Below are 16711 nucleotides of genomic sequence, written 5' to 3' on the forward strand. Positions count from 1 at the left end.
GGAGATGTAATTCCATGACAGACGCACTCAAGCGCCTCTCCGAAGAAGGCGTCGCGATCTGGCTGGACGACCTGTCGCGCAAGCGGATCACGTCCGGCAACCTCGCCGAACTGATCGACCAGCAGCACGTCGTGGGCGTCACCACCAACCCGACGATCTTCCAGAAGGCGATCTCCGAGGGCGACGGCTACGACCAGCAGCTGTCCGACCTCGCCGCCCGCAAGGTCACCGTCGAAGAGGCCATCCGCATGATCACGACGGCGGACGTCCGCGACGCCGCCGACATCCTGCGCCCGGTCTTCGACGCCACCGACGGCCAGGACGGCCGCGTGTCGATCGAGGTCGACCCGCGTCTCGCCCACAACACCAAGGCGACCGTGGCCGAGGCCAAGCAGCTTGCCTGGCTGGTGGACCGGCCGAACACGCTCATCAAGATCCCGGCCACCGAGGCGGGCCTCCCGGCGATCACCGAGACCATCGGCCTCGGCATCAGTGTCAACGTCACGCTGATCTTCTCCCTGGAGCGCTACCGCAAGGTCATGGACGCCTACCTCTCCGGCCTGGAGAAGGCCAAGGAGCGCGGCCTGGACCTGTCGAAGATCCACTCCGTGGCGTCCTTCTTCGTCTCCCGCGTGGACACCGAGATCGACAAGCGGCTCGACGAGCTGGGCACCGACGAGGCCAAGGCGGTACGCGGCAAGGCCGCCGTCGCCAACGCGCGGCTGGCGTACCAGGCCTATGAGGAGGTCTTCTCCTCCGACCGCTGGCAGGCGCTGGAGAGGGCGGGCGCCCGCAAGCAGCGCCCGCTGTGGGCCTCCACCGGCGTGAAGGACAAGGCCTACAAGCCGACCCTGTACGTCGACGACCTGGTGGCGCCGAACACGGTGAACACCATGCCGGAGGCCACCCTGCACGCCACCGAGGAGAGCGGCTCCATCACCGGCAACACGGTCGCCGGGACGTACGAGCAGGCCCGCGCCGACATCGACGCCGTCGAGAAGCTCGGGATCTCCTACGACGAGGTCGTGCAGGTGCTGGAGGACGAGGGCGTCGAGAAGTTCGAGGCGTCCTGGAACGACCTGCTGAAGTCGACCGAGGCGGAGCTGGAGCGCCTCGCCCCCGCGGAGGGCTGAGACCTTGGCTCCACTTTCCGGTTCCGGAGCGAACCCGCTTCGTGACCCCGCGGACCGACGGCTCCCGCGTATCGCGGGGCCGTCGGGCCTGGTCATCTTCGGCGTCACCGGCGACCTGTCGCGCAAGAAGCTGATGCCCGCCGTGTACGACCTCGCCAACCGGGGTCTGCTGCCGCCGGGCTTCTCGCTGGTGGGCTTCGCCCGCCGCGAGTGGGAGAACGAGGACTTCGCCGCCGAGGTCCACGACGCAGTCAAGGCCCACGCCCGCACGCCGTTCCGCGAGGAGGTCTGGCAGCAGCTCATCCAGGGGATGCGCTTCGTCCAGGGCACCTTCGACGACGACGACGCGTTCGAGCGGCTGCGCTCCACCATCGAGGAGCTGGACAAGGCACAGGGCACGGGCGGCAACTTCGCCTTCTACCTGTCGGTGCCGCCGCGCTCCTTCCCGGTGGTCATCCAGCAGCTGAAGAAGCACGGCCTGGCGGACCAGACCGGCGGCTCCTGGCGGCGTGCGGTCATCGAGAAGCCCTTCGGCCACGACCTGAAGTCGGCCGAGGAGCTCAACAAGGTCGTGCACGAGGTCTTCGCCCCGGACCAGGTCTTCCGCATCGACCACTACCTGGGCAAGGAGACCGTCCAGAACATCCTGGCGCTGCGCTTCGCCAACACGATGTTCGAGCCGATCTGGAACCGGTCCTTCGTGGACCATGTGCAGATCACGATGGCCGAGGACATCGGCATCGGCGGCCGCGCCGGCTACTACGACGGCATCGGCGCCGCCCGTGACGTCATCCAGAACCACCTGCTCCAGTTGATGGCCCTCACGGCCATGGAGGAGCCGGCCTCCTTCGACGCGGACGCGCTGGCCGCGGAGAAGACCAAGGTGCTCGGGGCCGTGCGGCTGCCGAAGGACCTGGGCCGGGACACCGTGCGCGGGCAGTACGCGGCGGGCTGGCAGGGCGGTGAGAAGGCCGTCGGTTACCTCCAGGAGGAGGGCATCGACGCCAACTCCAAGACCGACACCTACGCCGCCATCAAGCTGGGCATCGACAACCGCCGCTGGGCGGGCGTCCCCTTCTACCTGCGCACCGGCAAGCGCCTCGGCCGTCGCGTCACCGAGATCGCGGTCGTCTTCCAGCGGGCGCCGCACTCCCCCTTCGACCACACGGCGACGGAGGAGCTCGGCAAGAACGCGATCGTCATCCGCGTCCAGCCCGACGAGGGCGTGACGGTCCGCTTCGGCTCGAAGGTGCCGGGCACCTCCATGGAGATCCGGGACGTGTCGATGGACTTCGCCTACGGCGAGTCCTTCACCGAGTCCTCCCCGGAGGCGTACGAACGGCTGATCCTGGACGTGCTGCTGGGCGACTCGAACCTCTTCCCGCGCACCGAGGAGGTCGAGCTGTCCTGGAAGATCCTCGACCCGATCGAGCAGTACTGGGACAAGAACGGCAAGCCCGCGCAGTACGCGTCCGGCACCTGGGGTCCCGTCGAGGCGGACGAAATGCTCGAGCGAGACGGACGGAGCTGGCGCCGGCCATGAAGATAGACCTCACGGACACCACGGCCAGCAAGATCAACAAGGCGCTGGTGCAGGGGCGGCGGGCCATCGGCACGCCCGCCGTCGGCATGGTGCTGACGCTGGTCATCGTGACGGACGAGGAGAACGCGTACGACGCGCTGAAGGCCGCGAACGACGCCTCGCGCGAGCACCCCTCGCGCACGCTCGTGGTCATCAAGCGCGTCTCTCGCACCCCCCGCGACCGCACGTCGTCCCGGCTGGACGCCGAGGTACGGGTGGGCGCGGACGCGGGCACCGGCGAGACGGTCGTGCTGCGGATGTACGGCGAGACGGCCGAGCACGCGCAGTCCGTCGTCCTGCCGCTGCTGCTGCCGGACGCGCCCGTCGTCGTGTGGTGGCCGGTGAACGCGCCGCTCGACCCGGCCAGCGACCCGCTGGGCGCGCTCGGCCAGCGCCGGGTGACGGACACCTACGCCGCCGAGCAGCCGGTGCGGGAACTGACGGCCCGCGCCGACACCTACACGCCCGGCGACACCGACCTGTCCTGGACCCGCATCACGCCGTGGCGCTCGATGCTGGCCGCCGCTCTCGACCAGGTCACCTGTGAGGTGGAGGCCGTCGAGGTGGAGGGCGAGGAGTTCAACCCGAGCTGCGAGCTGCTGGCGATGTGGCTGGCGGACCGGCTGGACGTGCCCGTGAAGCGGTCGCTGTCCGGCGGGCCCGGTCTGACGGCGGTGCGTATGCACACGAACAGCGGACCGATCGTCCTGGACCGCGCGGACGGTTCGCTCGCCACCCTCTCCATCCAGGGCCAGCCGGACCGCGCGGTGGCGCTGAAGCGGCGGGAGACGGCCGAACTGATCGCCGAGGAGCTGCGGCGGCTCGACCCGGACGACACCTACGCGTCGGCACTGCGGTTCGGGGTGGAGCGGCTGAACGCGCCGGCGTCGGGGGCTCCCTTTCCGGAAGCGGCTGCCAAAGGAGAGCCGGCCACCGACGTCCCCGGAGGGGCCGAGTCCGGCACCGGAGAACCCCTCGCCGTCGAAACGCCTGTCGAGGACGCTGCGAAAGCTTCCGCACAGGAAGCGGCGGCGGCGGAGCCGGTGAAGCAGGAGTCGAAGAAGGCGGCGGCGAAGTGAGCACCCCGCAGCTGGTCGTGCACCACGACAAGGACCTGATGGCGCAGGCCGCCGCGGCCCGGCTGATCACGAAGATCGTGGACGCGCAGTCCTCCCGCGGCTCCGCGTCGGTGGTCCTCACGGGCGGCCGCAACGGCAACGGCCTGCTGGCCGCCCTCGCCGCCGCGCCGGCCCGGGACGCGATCGACTGGGGCCGGCTGGACCTGTGGTGGGGAGACGAGCGCTTCCTGCCCGAGGGCGACCCGGACCGCAATGTCACGCAGGCCCGTGAGGCTCTGCTGGACGCGGTCCCGCTGGACCCGAAGCGCGTGCACGCCATGCCCGCCTCCGACGGTCCGTTCGGTTCCGACGTCGACGCGGCGGCGGCCGCCTACGCGGAGGAACTGGCCCGTGCGGCGGGCCCGGAGAACCATGGCGCCGTACCCACCTTCGACGTGCTGATGCTGGGCGTCGGCCCGGACACGCACGTGGCGTCCCTGTTCCCGGAGCTGCCGGCCGTCCGCGAGACGGACCGCACGGTGGTGGGCGTCCACGGCTCCCCCAAGCCGCCGCCGACCCGGGTGACGCTGACGCTGCCCGCGATCCGGGCGGCCCGCGAGGTGTGGCTGCTGGCGGCCGGCGAGGACAAGGCGGAGGCGGCGGCGATCGCCCTGTCCGGCGCGGGCGAGATCCAGGCCCCGGCGGCGGGCGCACGCGGCAGGCAGCGCACCCTGTGGCTGCTGGACGCGGCGGCCGCCTCACAACTGCCGAGGTCGCTGTACCCACCGGCGTCGCCGTGAGCGCGCGGTGGGGGCTGCCGACGGGAGCCCCCACCGCCTCACTTCACGGATCCGGCCATCACGCCCTGCACGAAGTGCCGCTGGAAGGCGAAGAACACCACCAGCGGCACCACCAGGGACACGAACGCGCCCGGCGCCAGGACGTCGATGTTGCTGCCGAACTGCCGTATCTGGGACTGGAGTTCCACCGTCAACGGCTGTGACGAGGGGTCCGCGAACAGCAGGGCGACCAGCATGTCGTTCCACACCCACAGGAACTGGAAGATGGCCAGGGACGCGATCGCGGGGCGGCCGACCGGGAGGACCAGCCGGGTGAAGATGCGCCACTCGCTCCCGCCGTCCATCCGGGCCGCCTCCAGCATCTCCTTCGGCATCTCGGCGAAGTAGTTCCGCAGCAGGAACACCGCGAACGGCAGCCCGTACGCCACGTGGAAGAGCACCACGCCGGGGATCGTGCCGAACAGGCCCAGCTCCCCGAAGAGTTTGGCGACCGGCAGCAGGCCGATCTGCACCGGCACCACCAACAGGGCGACCACGACCAGGAAGACGGCCTCGCGCCCGGGGAAGTCCAGCCAGGCGAAGGCGTATCCGGCGAGCGCCGCGAGGACCACGACCAGGACGGTCGCCGGCACCGAGATCAGCACGGTGTTCCAGAACGCCTGCGTGATGCCCGCGTTCTTCAGCAGCGCCGAGTAGTTGTCGAAGGACAGCTGGCCCGGCCTGGTGAACGCCGTCCACCAGCCGCTGCTCGCCGAGTCCTCGGACGAGCGCAGCGAGGACATGAACAGTCCCGCGAGCGGTGTCAGCCACACCAGGCCGATCAGGACGAGGAAGGCCTGAACCAGACCGCTGGAAAGGGCGCGCCGCACAGCGTTCATCGCTGACTCCTTCGGAAGCGACGGACGTTGAAGACCATGGCGGGGACGACCAGGAGGAGGAGCAGGACGCCGAGCGCGCTGCCCAGGCCCTGGTTGTTGCCGCCGCCGAAGGACACCAGCCACATCTGCGTGGCGAGCACGGTCGCGTCCTCCGCGACGTCGCCGGGCGCGATGATGTAGACGAGGTCGAAGACCTTCATCACGTTGATCAGCAGCGTCACGAAGACCACGGTGAGGACGGGGGCGAGGAGCGGGACGGTGATGCGGCGGAAGATCTGCCACTCGTTGGCCCCGTCCATCCGCGCCGCCTCCAGCGCGTCCCGGGGAAGGGTGGCGAGCCCCGCCCCGATCAGTACCATCGCGAATCCCGTCCAGATCCACACGTACGCCCCGATGATCGCCGGCGTCACGAGCGCCGGTCCGAGCCAGGAGACGCCCTGGTACGGCTGCGCGAAGTTCGAGGCCGGCAACTTCACCGTGTACGCACCCGACTTGAGGCCGGTGAAGCGGAAGGAGCCGTCCGCCGCCGTCGTCGTACCGGCGACCGTCCTGCCGTCCCGCACAGCCTCGACCTTCATCTCGGGCAGCCCGCTCTCCCGCCGGTCGACCGTCCCCGGTCTGCCTCCTCCGCCGGGCGTGAAGTCCAGGTAGACGACGCCGCGCAGTTCACCGGCGGCCGCCGTGCGCTGGGCGGCCGGGTAGGCGGGACGGGCGCCGCCGGGCAGGTCCTTGGGGGCGACGCCGACCAGGCCGAGGGTGACCGAGTCGCCGGGCCTCGCGGTCGCGTTCGTGCGGTACGAGCCGTCCCTGCCCGCGGTCAGGCCCTGGTCCGGGCGGGCCCGTGCGGTCGGGTAGTGGGACGTGCCCGCGAAGGTGTCGTGCACGCCGACCACGGCGGCGTTCAGGACGCCCCTGTTCGGGTCCTGGTCGTAGGCGAGGCGGAAGATGATGCCGGCGGCCAGGAAGGAGACCGCCATCGGCATGAACAGCAGCAGCTTGAAGGCCGTGGCCCAGCGCACCTTCTCCACCAGCACGGCGAGGATCAGGCCGAGGCCGGTCAGCAGCGCCGGGGCGACCACGACCCAGATGGCCGTGTTGCGGACGGCCTTGAGGGTGGCCGGGTCGCGGAACATCTCGGTGTAGTTGTCGCCGCCCACGAAGCGGGTGCCGGAGGCGTCGAAGAAGCTGCGGCCGACCGAGAACAGCACGGGGTAGACGACCAGCGCGCCGAGCAGGAGCAGCGCCGGGAAGACGAAGAGCAGGGCGACGATCCGGGCCCGCCGCCGGGAGCGCCGGGCGCGCTCGACCAGGCCGGTGGCGGGTGGGCTCGTCTCTTTCACCAGGGTCGCGGTCATCGCGCGTCAGCCCTGGTACGCCTTGGCCGCCGCGGACTCCAGGCGGGCCGCGGTCCCCTTCGGGTCGGACGGGTCGCGCAGGAAGTCCTGCAGCAGCTTCCACTCGCCCGCGCCCTTGGTGCCGCCGAAGGCCGCCGGCGCCTGGTCGGACATGTCGAAGCGGACCGAGTCCCCGGCCTCGACGAGGGACTTGGCGGTGGCGCGGGTGACGTCGTCGCCGTAGGAGGAGAGGTCGAGCTTCTCGTTGGGGGACAGGAAGCCGCCGGCCTTCGCCCACACGGCGGCGGCCTCCGGGGTGGCCAGGTACTCCAGGAGCTTCATGCCGGCCTTGGCGTTCTTGCCGTCCTTCAGGACGACGGCCGCGTCACCGCCGCTGACGACGGGCGCCTTGCCGCCGTCGACCGCGGGGAAGGGGAAGAAGTTCGCGTCCGTGCCGATGGTCCTGCCGAACTGGTCGTGCGCGACCCCGGCGACGAAGTCGCCCTCGTAGACCATGCCGGCGTCGGGCTTGGGGCCGAACACCTTCGCCACCGAGCCGGGGAAGTCGGTGTTGAGGGCCTCCTTCTGGCCGCCAGCCACCAGCCGCTTGTCCTTGAACAGCTTGCCGAGCGTGTCCAGTGCCTTGACGACGCTGGTGTCGGTCCACTTCAGCTTGTGGGCGGCCAGGGCGTCGTACTTCTCGGGTCCGGCCTGGGAGAGGTAGATGTTCTCGAACCAGTCGGTGAGGGTCCAGCCGTCCTGGCCGGCCACCGAGAACGCGGCGAGCCCGGAGTCGGAGACGGTGCGGCCGGCCTTCAGCATCTCGTCGTACGTCTTCGGCGGCTTGACGCCGGCCTGGTTCAGGGCGTCGGGGCTGTACCAGACGGTCGACTTGTGGGCGGCCTTGAAGTAGAGGCCGTAGAGGCGGCCGTCGACGCTGCCGTACTTCTTCCAGACGGGGGCGTAGCCGGCGTCCACCGTCTTCTCGGTGGTGGCCGACAGCGGGGTGAGCCAGCCCTTCTTGGCGAACTGCTGCAACACGCCGACCTGCGGGACCATCACCACGTCGGGCGCGTTGCCGCCCTCGATCTTGCTGCCGACGACGGTGGAGACGTTGTCGCCGGTGGAGATGAACTGGGTCTTGGCCCCGGTCTTCGCGCTGAACGCGTCGAGGACCTTCTGGAAGTTCTTCTGCTCGCTGCCGGTCCACACTCCGGCCACGGTGACCGTCTGGCCGCCGAGGGCCTTGTCGCCGCCGCCCGCGGAGACCGGGCCGCCGCCTCCGCAGGCGGTCGCGCCCAGGGCCAGGGCGAGGGCGGTGCAGCCGGTGAGCAGGGTGGTACGTCGTCGCATCATCGTTGATGTCCCTTCAGGGGTGGGTAACTGACGAGTGGTCAGGTAAGGGGGGCCGTGCCCGGTCAGAGGTCGGCGAGCCACCAGGCGGCCGTGGAGCCGGGCAGTACCCCGGCCGGGCACGGGCCGCTGGACAGCAGCGGGGTGCCGGAGACCGGTGCGGGCGTGGGCGCCGTACCGAAGTTGACGGCGCAGACCAGGCCGTCGCCGCGCTCGAAGGCGAGGACGCCGGGCGGGGTGTCCAGCCAGCGCAGCGTGCCCTCGCCCAACTGGGGCAGGGACGCCCGCAGTTGCAGGCCGTCGCGGTACAGGTGCCAGAAGGAGCGGGTGTCGGCGAGGGCGCGGTCGGTGGCGTACTCGGCGAAGTAGGAGGGCTGCGGCAGCCACGGGCGGGCGCTCTCGGCGCCGGAGGTGAAGCCGAAGGGCGAGGCCTGCCCGGACCACGGCAGCGGCACGCGGCAGCCGTCGCGGATGCGGGCCCGGCTGCCCGTGCGCCGGAAGATCGGGTCGGTGAGCACGTCGTCGGGCAGGTCGACGACCTCGGGCAGACCCAGCTCCTCGCCCTGGTAGATGTACGCGGCTCCGGGCAGCGCCAGCATCAGCAGCGCGGCGGCGCGGGCACGGGCGGCGCCGAGGCCGCTGCCCTCGGTGGCGGGTTCGCCGTAACGGGTTACGGTGCGGACCTGGTCGTGGTTGTTGAGGACCCAGGTGACCGTGGAGCCGGTACCGGCGATGTCCTGCATGGCCTCGGAGATGACCTTGCGGAAGGCGCCCGGGTCCCAGGGGGCGCTGAGCAGGTCGAAGAAGAAGGCCTGGTGGAGCTCGTCCGGCCGGACGTACAGCGCGTGCTCGCGTGCCGTCGGCACCGACACCTCGCCGACCAGCAGCCGCTCGCGGCCGTCCCGCCCGGTGTACTCCTCGCACACCGACCGCCAGTGCCGCCACACCTCGTGCACCTCGGGCTGGTTCCAGGCCAGCGGGTTGACCGAGTCGCGGGTGCGGGCGTCGGCCTCGGGGTCGTCGGAGTCGGGCAGCTCGGGGTGCTTGAACAGGCCCGCGGCCACGTCGATGCGAAAGCCGTCGACGCCCCGGTCGAGCCAGAACCGCAGCACCCGGTCGAACTCGGCGCCGACCTCGGGGTTGCGCCAGTTCCAGTCGGGCTGCTCGGAGGCGAACATGTGCAGGTACCACTGGCCGTCGCCGACCCGGGTCCAGGCCGGGCCGCCGAACATGGAGTGCCAGTTGTTGGGCGGCTCGGCGCCCTCGGGCCCGCGGCCGTCGGCGAAGTGGAAGCGGGCGCGGGCCGCGCTGCCGGGCTCGGCCGCCAGCGCCTGGCGGAACCACGGGTGCTCGCTGGAGCAGTGGTTGGGGACGATGTCGAGCAGCACCTTGATGCCGAGCCGCCGGGCGTCCGCCATCAGCAGGTCGAACTCGGCGAGGTCGCCGAAGAGCGGGTCGACATCGCAGTAGTCGGCCACGTCGTAGCCGTGGTCGTGCTGCGGGGACGGGTAGAAGGGGCTCAGCCAGATCCCGTCGACGCCCAGCTTCTTCAGGTACGGCAGCCCCGCCCTGACTCCGGCGAGATCGCCGACGCCGTCGCCGGTGCTGTCCAGGAAGCTGCGGACGTACACCTGATAGATCACCGCGTCACGCCACCAGCGGTACTTACTCAACATGTATGCATGTTATGTAGGCGCTTCGCGCGGGTGTCAACGATGAGAACGGAAGCTACCGCCGAGTTGGCCTGTGAAATACGGATCAACTAGGACAGGATGAAGAGAGATGAGATGTGCGCGTTACCTAACAGGTAGCTATCGACCCGGGATCGCTGCCAGTTCTCGCGCCAGACGGCGCACCGCCGCGGCAGGGGTCTGGTGGCCCGTCAGGGCGTCCTGCACGACGGCCTGCACCACCAGGCTGACCTGGTCGTAGCGCGGGCTCTTGGGGCGTGGCATGGCGGACAGCACGCTCTTGCGCAGGGTGGGGAGGTAGGGGAAGCGCCGGATCAGCTCGGGATCCTCGTACAGCGCGGCGCGTACGGGCGGCAGCGCGCCGCGGGTGAGGACCTGGCGCTGCACGGGCTCGCTCGTGAGATAGGCGATCAGGCGCGCGGCCGAGTCGGGGTGCCGGGCGTGGGTGTTGACGGCCAGGTTGGAGCCGCCGAGGACGCTCGTGCCGGGGCCGTCCGGGCCGGGCAGCGGCACGGCGCCGATCTTCCCGGCGACCGGGGAGCCCTTGGCCGAGGCGAGGACGTAGGCGTAGGGCCAGTTGCGCAGGAAGAGCAGCCTGCCGCTCTTGAAGGCCTGCTTGGACTCCTCCTCCTTGTACGTCAGCGCGGCCTTCGGGATCCAGCCCTCGCGGACCCCGCGCGCGAGGAAACCGATCCCCTCCCTGGCCGCCGCGGAGTCCACGGTGACCCGCGCCCCCTCGTCGCCGAGGATCGTGCCGTGCGCCGAGTAGACGGCCTCGGCCGCGTTGACGGTGAGGCCCTCGTACGGCAGGAACTGGCCCGCGTAGCCGTCGAGCCCGTACTTGGGCGCGATGGTCTTCGCGTCGTGCTCCAGTTCGGCCCAGGTGCGCGGGGGCGGGACGCCCTCCTTGGCGAGGATGTCCTTGCGGTACAGGAGCAGGCCGGCGTTGGTGACGTAGGGGACGGCGTACAGGCGGCCGTCGTAGGTCGCCGTGCTCTTGACGGGCCTGAGGAAGGAGTCGAGCGGGAAGCGGTCGCGGGGCAGCGGACGGATCCAGCCCGCGGCCGCGAACTCCGAGGTCCAGTTGACGTCGATGTTGAGGACGTCGAACCGGCTGCGGTCGCCGCCGCGCAGGTCGGTGACCATCTGCGCGTGGGTCTCGTCGGCGGAGTCCGGGAGTTCCACGAGCCTGACCCGCTCGCCGGGGTGGGTGCGGTTCCAGCCCTGGAGGAGGGGGCGGAGATAGCCGGTCAGGTCGCCCGCGGTGGCCAGGGTCAGCGGCCCGCGACCGTCGGCCGGACCCGCGTCGTCCCGGGCGCCCGCGGCGACGTAACCGGCCATGACCACGACCAGAACGAGGAGGCCCCTACCCGCGGCACGCATCCACCGCATAGGTTCCTCCTTGCACACCCGGCGCCGGGCGTCTTCGCCCGGAGTCAGAGGCCATGTATACCTGTTAGGTATGGGCGATACTAGGGCCTGGAGCACATTGACCCGACAGGAGGACTGCACACGTGCGCCTGCCCCTCCTGGCTCTCCTGGCGCGCGGTCCGGCCCACGGCTACGAACTCAAGCAGCACCTTGAGCAGACGCTGGGCTCCGCGTACCCTCAGCCGAACGTCGGCCAGATCTACGTAACCCTCGGCCGCCTCGAGAAGCAAGGCCTGATCGAGGGCGAGGACGTCGAGCAGTCGAGCCGACCCAACAAAAAGGTCTACCACCTCACTGAAGCCGGGCGGCAGGCGCTGCGCGTCTGGTTCGAGGATCCCGAGGACGAGCCGCGGGTGCGGGACGAGTTCTTCATGAAGCTGGCACTCGCTCCGCAGACCGGTCTCGCCGACCGGATCGCGCTGATCAACAAACAGCGGCGCCAGTATCTGAACACCATGCGGCAGCTGTCGAAGCTGGCGGCCGCGGAAGACCGGGACAACCGCGTCGCCCATCTGCTGATCGAGGGCGCGATGCTGCACCTGCAGGCCGACCTCGACTGGCTGGAGCGGTGCCAGGAAGAGCTGGAGGAGCTGGAGTGAACGACGGTCCCGCTCCCGTGCTGCGCGCCGAGAGCCTGGTCAAGACGCATTACGGCGAGGGCGCCCCGGCGCACGCGGTGCGCGGGGTCGACCTGTGTGTACGCCCCGGCGAGTTCGTGGCCGTCACCGGCCCGTCCGGAGCCGGCAAGTCGACACTGCTGCATCTGCTGGGCGGTCTGCAACGACCCGACGGCGGCCGTATCTGGCTGGACGGCGAATGCGCGGACGCCTGGAGCGAGGCGCGCTGGGCGGTGGAGCGCCGCAAGCGGATCGGGATCGTCTTCCAGTTCTTCAACCTGGTCTCGAACCTGTCCGTCGCCGACAACGTGGAGCTGCCCGCACTGCTCGCCGGGGTGTCGCCGAAGCGGGCCCGGGCCGAGCGGGAGGAGCTGCTGGCCGAGCTCGGCCTCGACGGCAAGGAACGCAGCCTGCCCGGCGAGCTGTCCGGCGGTGAGCAGCAGCGGGTCGCGCTGGCCCGCGCCCTGGTCAACCACCCCCCGCTGCTGCTCGCCGACGAGCCCGCCGGCAGTCTCGACAGCAAGGGCACCCGCGAGGTGATGCGGCTGCTGTCCCGCTTCCACGGACGCGGCCAGACGATCGTGCTGGTCACCCATGACGCGCGGCTGGCCAGCGCCGCGGACCGGGTGATCTCCTTCTTCGACGGCCGCATAGCCGACGACGCGGAACTGGACGGCGCCCCGAAGTCCCGCAGGAGCGGCATATCCGGGGTGCTGGAGCTCAGGGACTGAGATGCGGACGTACCACGCTCTCCGGAGGCACTGATCCGCATGCGAGCCACCCTGCGCTGGGCGCACTCCGATCTGCGCACGCACCGCGGCGAGGCGCTGTTCCTGGTCCTGGCCACCGCCGGGATCGTGGTGTCGCTGCTGCTGGCCACCGCCCTGTTCGGCTACGCCACCAACCCCTGGCAGCGGGTCTTCGCCGAGTCGCGCGGCGCCCACGTCTGGATCCACACCAGCCAGTCCGCCAAGGTCGGCCGGCTCACGGGGCTGGACGGCGTCGATTCCGTCGCCGGCCCCTACCCCACCGCCTCCGCGACCCTCGCCTCCCGCGGCGCCCGGGCCGCCGTCGAACTGCGCGCGACACCCGACCGTCCCGCCGTCGGCCGGCCCCTCGTCGCCTCCGGCCGCTGGCTGAACGCCCGGACCCCGGACGGCGTGGTCCTGGAGAGCAGCCTGGCCCGCGCCCTGCTCGCCGAACCGGGCGACACGCTCACCCTGCCGGGCACCGGGCGGAGGGTGACCGTCCTGGGCGTGGCCGACGCGGCCGAGCCGCGCTACCACGCGGGCGAGCGGCCGGGCCTGGTCTGGGCGCTGCCGTCCGCCGTGCCCCACCCGACCGGCCGGGTCATCGGCCTGCGCCTGACCGACCCCGAGGACACCGACTACGTCGTCCAGCGCGCCGTCACCGTCCTCGGCGCCGGAGCCGTGGGCGAGGTCTCCACCTGGCAGCAGGCGCGCGCCGAGGCCCAGGGCGACTACCGGCTGCTCGGTCAGGTGCTGGGCCTGTTCGGGCTCGGCGCGCTGATCGCCGCCGGTCTGGCGGTCCACGGCGCGATCGCCACCCGTATCCGCGGCCACCTGCGGGACATCTCGGTCCTGAAGGCGATCGGCTTCACACCGGGCCAGGTCGTACGGGTCTTCCTCTCACAGCACCTCGCCTACGCGCTGCTCGGCGCCGTGGCCGCGGCGGCGCTGACGGAAACACTGGGCAGCCGCTTCCCGGGCCGCCTCGGGGACGCGGTCGCCGTCTGGCAGGGGCTGCCCGGCTACACCGCGGCGCTGTTCGCGGTCCCGGTGGGCGCGGTGCTGTTCATCGGCGCGACGACGGGCCTGGCGGCCTGGCGCGCGGGGCGGGTGCCGCCGGTGCCGGGAGTACGGCCCGTCGGAGCCCGGGGAGAGCGTGTCCCGGGCGGAGTACGGACGACGCCGGGCGTGCGTGCCGTGTCCCTGCCGGCCGGGCAGCTCTCCGCGCTCTCCCGGCGCGCGCTCGGCACCCGGCTGTCGCCCGCGCTGGTGCTGGGCTGGCACACGGTCGTCAGCCGTCGTCTGCGGTCGGTGACGACCGTGGCCCGGCTGGCTCTGCCCCTGCTGCTGATCGTCGTCGCGATGTCCGCCTGGACCACCATCGACCGCTTCCACAGCAGCCCGGAGCGGATCGGTCTGCCGGCCGCCCTCACCGTCCACGCCAACGACGGCCTGGGCGAGCACGGCACCCGTGCCCTGCTGGACCGTGACCCGCAGGTCGCCGCGGCCTACCCCGGCCTGGAGGTGGCCGCCCTGGTCCCCGGCCAGACCGCCACCATCGCCCTGCGCGGCCTGGGCACCCGCCAGGACCCCTACCCGTACGCCCTCGCCGAGGGCCGCCCCGCGCGCGGGGACGACGAGGCGGTGGCCGGGCAGGGCCTCCTCGACCTGCTGGACGTACGGATCGGCGACTGGGTCCGCCTCACCGTCGGCGACCAGCCGCAGATCCTGCACATCGTCGGCCGCAGCATCGAACCGGAGAACGCCGGCCGGGTCGTCTCCACCTCCCTCGACACCCTCCACCAGAACGACCCCCGCCTGACCCCGACCCTCTACCAGGTACGGCTGCGCCCAGGCGCCGAGCCCCGCGCGGTGGCGGCCCGCCTGACCGCCGCCGGGCACGGACGGCTGGACGTGCACGCCGTGACCAACCCGGCCGACGGGCTCTCACCGCTGCGCGGAGTCGTGGCCGGACTGATCGCCGTCCTCGCCCTGATCGGCCTGATCGAGCTGCTCACCGCCATCGGCGGCACCGTCCGCGAGGGCGAACGCGATCTCCTCGCCCTCAAGGCCATCGGCCTCTCCCCCCGCCAGATCACCGCGATCACCGTCACCGCCAGCGGCTGCACGGCCCTGGCCGCCGCCCTCGTCGGCACCGCCCTGGGCACGCCCCTCGCGCACTGGCTGATCAACTCCCAGGGCAGGTCGAGCGGTATCGGCTCGGGGATCGCCCAGGCCCCGTCGCCGGCGCTGCTGGTGCTGCTCGGGGTGGCGGCGGTGCTGGGCGCCACGGGACTCGCCGCCCTCCCGGCGGCACGAGCGGCCCGCCGGCGCCTGGCGGACACCCTGAGCGCGGTGGCGTGAGAGCGGTGGCCTGAGCGGGCCGGTCATCCACCACCCGCTCAGGCGCAAAGATGGTCAGGCGCGTCCGCGCAGTTCCCGGTACTTGGCCACCAGCGCCTTGCTGGAGGCGTCCAGACCCGGCACGTCCGCGCCCTCCGTCAGCGCGGGCTCGACCCGCTTGGCCAGCACCTTGCCCAGCTCCACGCCCCACTGGTCGAAGGAGTCGATGTTCCACACGGCACCCTGGACGAACACCTTGTGCTCGTAGAGGGCGATCAGCTGCCCCAGCACGGACGGCGTCAGCTCACGCGCGAGGATCGTGGTCGTCGGGTGGTTGCCCTTGAACGTCTTGTGCGCCACCAGCTCCTCCGGCACACCCTCCGCACGCACCTCGTCCGGCGTCTTGCCGAAGGCCAACGCCTGCGTCTGCGCGAAGAAGTTGGCCATCAGCAGGTCGTGCTGCGCCTTCAGCGCCTCGCTCAGCTCCGCGACCGGCTCGGCGAACCCGATGAAGTCCGCGGGGATCAGCTTCGTGCCCTGGTGGATCAACTGGTAGTAGGCGTGCTGGCCGTTGGTGCCGGGCGTGCCCCACACCACCGGTCCGGTCTGCCAGTCGACCTCCTGCCCGTCCCGGCCCACGTACTTGCCGTTGGACTCCATGTCCAGCTGCTGCAGGTACGCCGTGAACTTGGAGAGGTAGTGGCTGTACGGCAGCACCGCGTGCGACTGGGCGTCGAAGAAGTTGCCGTACCAGATGCCCAGCAGACCGAGCAGCAGCGGCACGTTGGACTCGGCGGGCGCGGTCCTGAAGTGCTCGTCGACCAGCCGGAACCCGTCGAGCATCTCCCGGAAGCGGTCCGGGCCGACGGCGATCATCAGGGACAGGCCGATCGCGGAGTCGTAGGAGTAGCGGCCGCCGACCCAGTCCCAGAACTCGAACATGTTCGCCGTGTCGATGCCGAAGTCGGCCACCTTCTCGGCGTTCGTCGACAGGGCCACGAAGTGCTTGGCGACCGCCTCCTGACCGGCCTTCAGCTCACCGAGCAGCCACTCGCGCGCCGAGGTCGCGTTGGTGATCGTCTCGATGGTGGTGAACGTCTTGGACGCGATGACGAACAGCGTCTCGGCGGCGTCCAGGTCGCGGGTGGCCTCGTGCAGATCGGCGCCGTCGACGTTCGACACGAAGCGGACCGTGAGGTCGCGGTCCGTGTAGGCGCGCAGCACCTCGTAGGCCATCGCGGGGCCGAGGTCCGAGCCGCCGATGCCCACGTTGACGACGTTCTTGATGCGCTTGCCGGTGTGGCCGGTCCAGGCGCCGGAGCGGACGCGGTCGGCGAAGCCGGCCATCTTGTCGAGGACCGCGTGCACGCGCGGGACCACGTTCTCGCCGTCGACCTCGATCACCGCGTCGGGTGCGGCGCGCAGGGCGGTGTGCAGGACCGCGCGGTCCTCCGTCGTGTTGATCTTCTCACCGCGGAACATGGCGTCGCGCAGCCCGAACACGTCGGTGGCGGCGGCGAGTTCACGCAGCAGGCGGAGGGTCTCGTCGGTGACCAGGTGCTTGGAGCAGTCGACGTACAGGTCTCCCACCTCGAGCGTGTGTCCGCTGCCGCGGCCCGGGTCGGCGGCGAACAGCTCCCGCAGATGGGTGCCGGAGAGCTCCTCGCGGTGCTTGGCCAGCGCGGTCCACTCGGGCATCTGGTTGAGCCTGGTACGGCCGTCTGCGTTCATGTGCGACTTCA

General features: G+C 71.3%; 13 protein-coding genes. 7 read left to right on the forward strand and 6 right to left on the reverse strand.

Annotated elements, in window-relative coordinates:
- Positions 1-14: 14 nt before the first annotated feature.
- From tal to pgl, 4 genes are read left to right on the forward strand one after another with little or no spacing between them, the layout of a single operon-like run.
- Positions 15-1133: a transaldolase gene (tal, locus tag FBY22_RS30600; RefSeq protein WP_142151213.1), complete on the forward strand. Its 1119-nt coding sequence runs from the start codon at positions 15-17 to the stop codon at positions 1131-1133.
- Positions 1134-1137: 4 nt separating this feature from the next.
- Entirely contained in the window at positions 1138-2676 is a 1539-nt protein-coding gene (gene zwf, locus FBY22_RS30605; RefSeq protein WP_142151214.1) for a glucose-6-phosphate dehydrogenase, read from the forward strand.
- The gene (gene opcA / locus FBY22_RS30610; RefSeq protein ID WP_142151215.1) at positions 2673-3794 is read left to right on the forward strand and encodes a glucose-6-phosphate dehydrogenase assembly protein OpcA; all 1122 of its coding nucleotides are present in this window, start codon (positions 2673-2675) and stop codon (positions 3792-3794) included. The genes zwf and opcA overlap by 4 nt, the downstream gene beginning before the upstream one ends.
- Complete coding sequence (gene pgl / locus FBY22_RS30615; RefSeq protein WP_142151216.1) at positions 3791-4573, forward strand: 6-phosphogluconolactonase; 783 nt, start codon at positions 3791-3793, stop codon at positions 4571-4573. Before opcA ends, pgl begins: the two co-directional genes overlap by 4 nt.
- A gap of 38 nt (positions 4574-4611) precedes the next feature.
- Here the strand turns inward: pgl and FBY22_RS30620 are convergent, their stop codons facing one another.
- From FBY22_RS30620 to FBY22_RS30640, 5 genes are all read right to left on the reverse strand, one after another.
- Positions 4612-5451: a carbohydrate ABC transporter permease gene (locus tag FBY22_RS30620; RefSeq protein WP_142151217.1), complete on the reverse strand. Its 840-nt coding sequence runs from the start codon at positions 5449-5451 to the stop codon at positions 4612-4614.
- The gene (locus tag FBY22_RS30625; protein WP_142151218.1) at positions 5448-6806 is read right to left on the reverse strand and encodes an ABC transporter permease subunit; all 1359 of its coding nucleotides are present in this window, start codon (positions 6804-6806) and stop codon (positions 5448-5450) included. The genes FBY22_RS30620 and FBY22_RS30625 overlap by 4 nt, the downstream gene beginning before the upstream one ends.
- 6 nt (positions 6807-6812) lie before the next feature.
- A complete protein-coding gene (locus FBY22_RS30630; protein ID WP_142151219.1) occupies positions 6813-8141 on the reverse strand; it encodes an ABC transporter substrate-binding protein in 1329 nt (442 codons plus the stop codon).
- A 62-nt stretch (positions 8142-8203) separates the two neighbouring features.
- Positions 8204-9814 (reverse strand): glycoside hydrolase family 13 protein, encoded by a 1611-nt coding sequence (locus FBY22_RS30635; protein ID WP_142151220.1) that lies wholly within the window; start codon positions 9812-9814, stop codon positions 8204-8206.
- 135 nt (positions 9815-9949) lie between these two features.
- The gene (locus tag FBY22_RS30640; RefSeq protein WP_142151221.1) at positions 9950-11221 is read right to left on the reverse strand and encodes an ABC transporter substrate-binding protein; all 1272 of its coding nucleotides are present in this window, start codon (positions 11219-11221) and stop codon (positions 9950-9952) included.
- Positions 11222-11343: 122 nt separating this feature from the next.
- Here FBY22_RS30640 and FBY22_RS30645 point away from each other — a divergent pair, with 122 nt between their 5' ends.
- The 3 genes from FBY22_RS30645 to FBY22_RS30655 are packed head-to-tail and all read left to right on the forward strand — an operon-like array spanning position 11344 to position 14990.
- Positions 11344-11859: a PadR family transcriptional regulator gene (locus FBY22_RS30645; protein ID WP_058926010.1), complete on the forward strand. Its 516-nt coding sequence runs from the start codon at positions 11344-11346 to the stop codon at positions 11857-11859.
- Positions 11856-12608, forward strand: coding sequence for an ABC transporter ATP-binding protein (locus tag FBY22_RS30650; RefSeq protein ID WP_142151222.1), 753 nt, complete (start codon positions 11856-11858; stop codon positions 12606-12608). Before FBY22_RS30645 ends, FBY22_RS30650 begins: the two co-directional genes overlap by 4 nt.
- A gap of 39 nt (positions 12609-12647) precedes the next feature.
- Positions 12648-14990, forward strand: coding sequence for an ABC transporter permease (locus tag FBY22_RS30655; RefSeq protein WP_142151223.1), 2343 nt, complete (start codon positions 12648-12650; stop codon positions 14988-14990).
- 54 nt (positions 14991-15044) lie between these two features.
- Here FBY22_RS30655 and pgi read toward each other — a convergent pair whose 3' ends face one another.
- Positions 15045-16700 (reverse strand): glucose-6-phosphate isomerase, encoded by a 1656-nt coding sequence (pgi, locus tag FBY22_RS30660; protein ID WP_142151224.1) that lies wholly within the window; start codon positions 16698-16700, stop codon positions 15045-15047.
- Positions 16701-16711 lie beyond the last annotated feature (11 nt).

The sequence above is a fragment of the Streptomyces sp. SLBN-31 genome (assembly GCF_006715395.1).
GTDB lineage: Bacteria > Actinomycetota > Actinomycetes > Streptomycetales > Streptomycetaceae > Streptomyces.

Bases quoted from the DNA above. Each gene is read 5' to 3' on its own strand.
- tal (WP_142151213.1), top strand. From the start codon at position 15: ATGACAGACGCACTCAAGCGCCTCTCCGAAGAAGGCGTCGCGATCTGG.
- opcA (WP_142151215.1), top strand. From the start codon at position 2,673: ATGAAGATAGACCTCACGGACACCACGGCCAGCAAGATCAACAAGGCG.
- FBY22_RS30620 (WP_142151217.1), bottom strand. From the start codon at position 5,451: ATGAACGCTGTGCGGCGCGCCCTTTCCAGCGGTCTGGTTCAGGCCTTC.
- FBY22_RS30625 (WP_142151218.1), bottom strand. From the start codon at position 6,806: ATGACCGCGACCCTGGTGAAAGAGACGAGCCCACCCGCCACCGGCCTG.
- FBY22_RS30630 (WP_142151219.1), bottom strand. From the start codon at position 8,141: ATGATGCGACGACGTACCACCCTGCTCACCGGCTGCACCGCCCTCGCC.
- FBY22_RS30635 (WP_142151220.1), bottom strand. From the start codon at position 9,814: ATGTTGAGTAAGTACCGCTGGTGGCGTGACGCGGTGATCTATCAGGTG.
- FBY22_RS30640 (WP_142151221.1), bottom strand. From the start codon at position 11,221: ATGCGGTGGATGCGTGCCGCGGGTAGGGGCCTCCTCGTTCTGGTCGTG.
- FBY22_RS30655 (WP_142151223.1), top strand. From the start codon at position 12,648: ATGCGAGCCACCCTGCGCTGGGCGCACTCCGATCTGCGCACGCACCGC.
- pgi (WP_142151224.1), bottom strand. From the start codon at position 16,700: ATGAACGCAGACGGCCGTACCAGGCTCAACCAGATGCCCGAGTGGACC.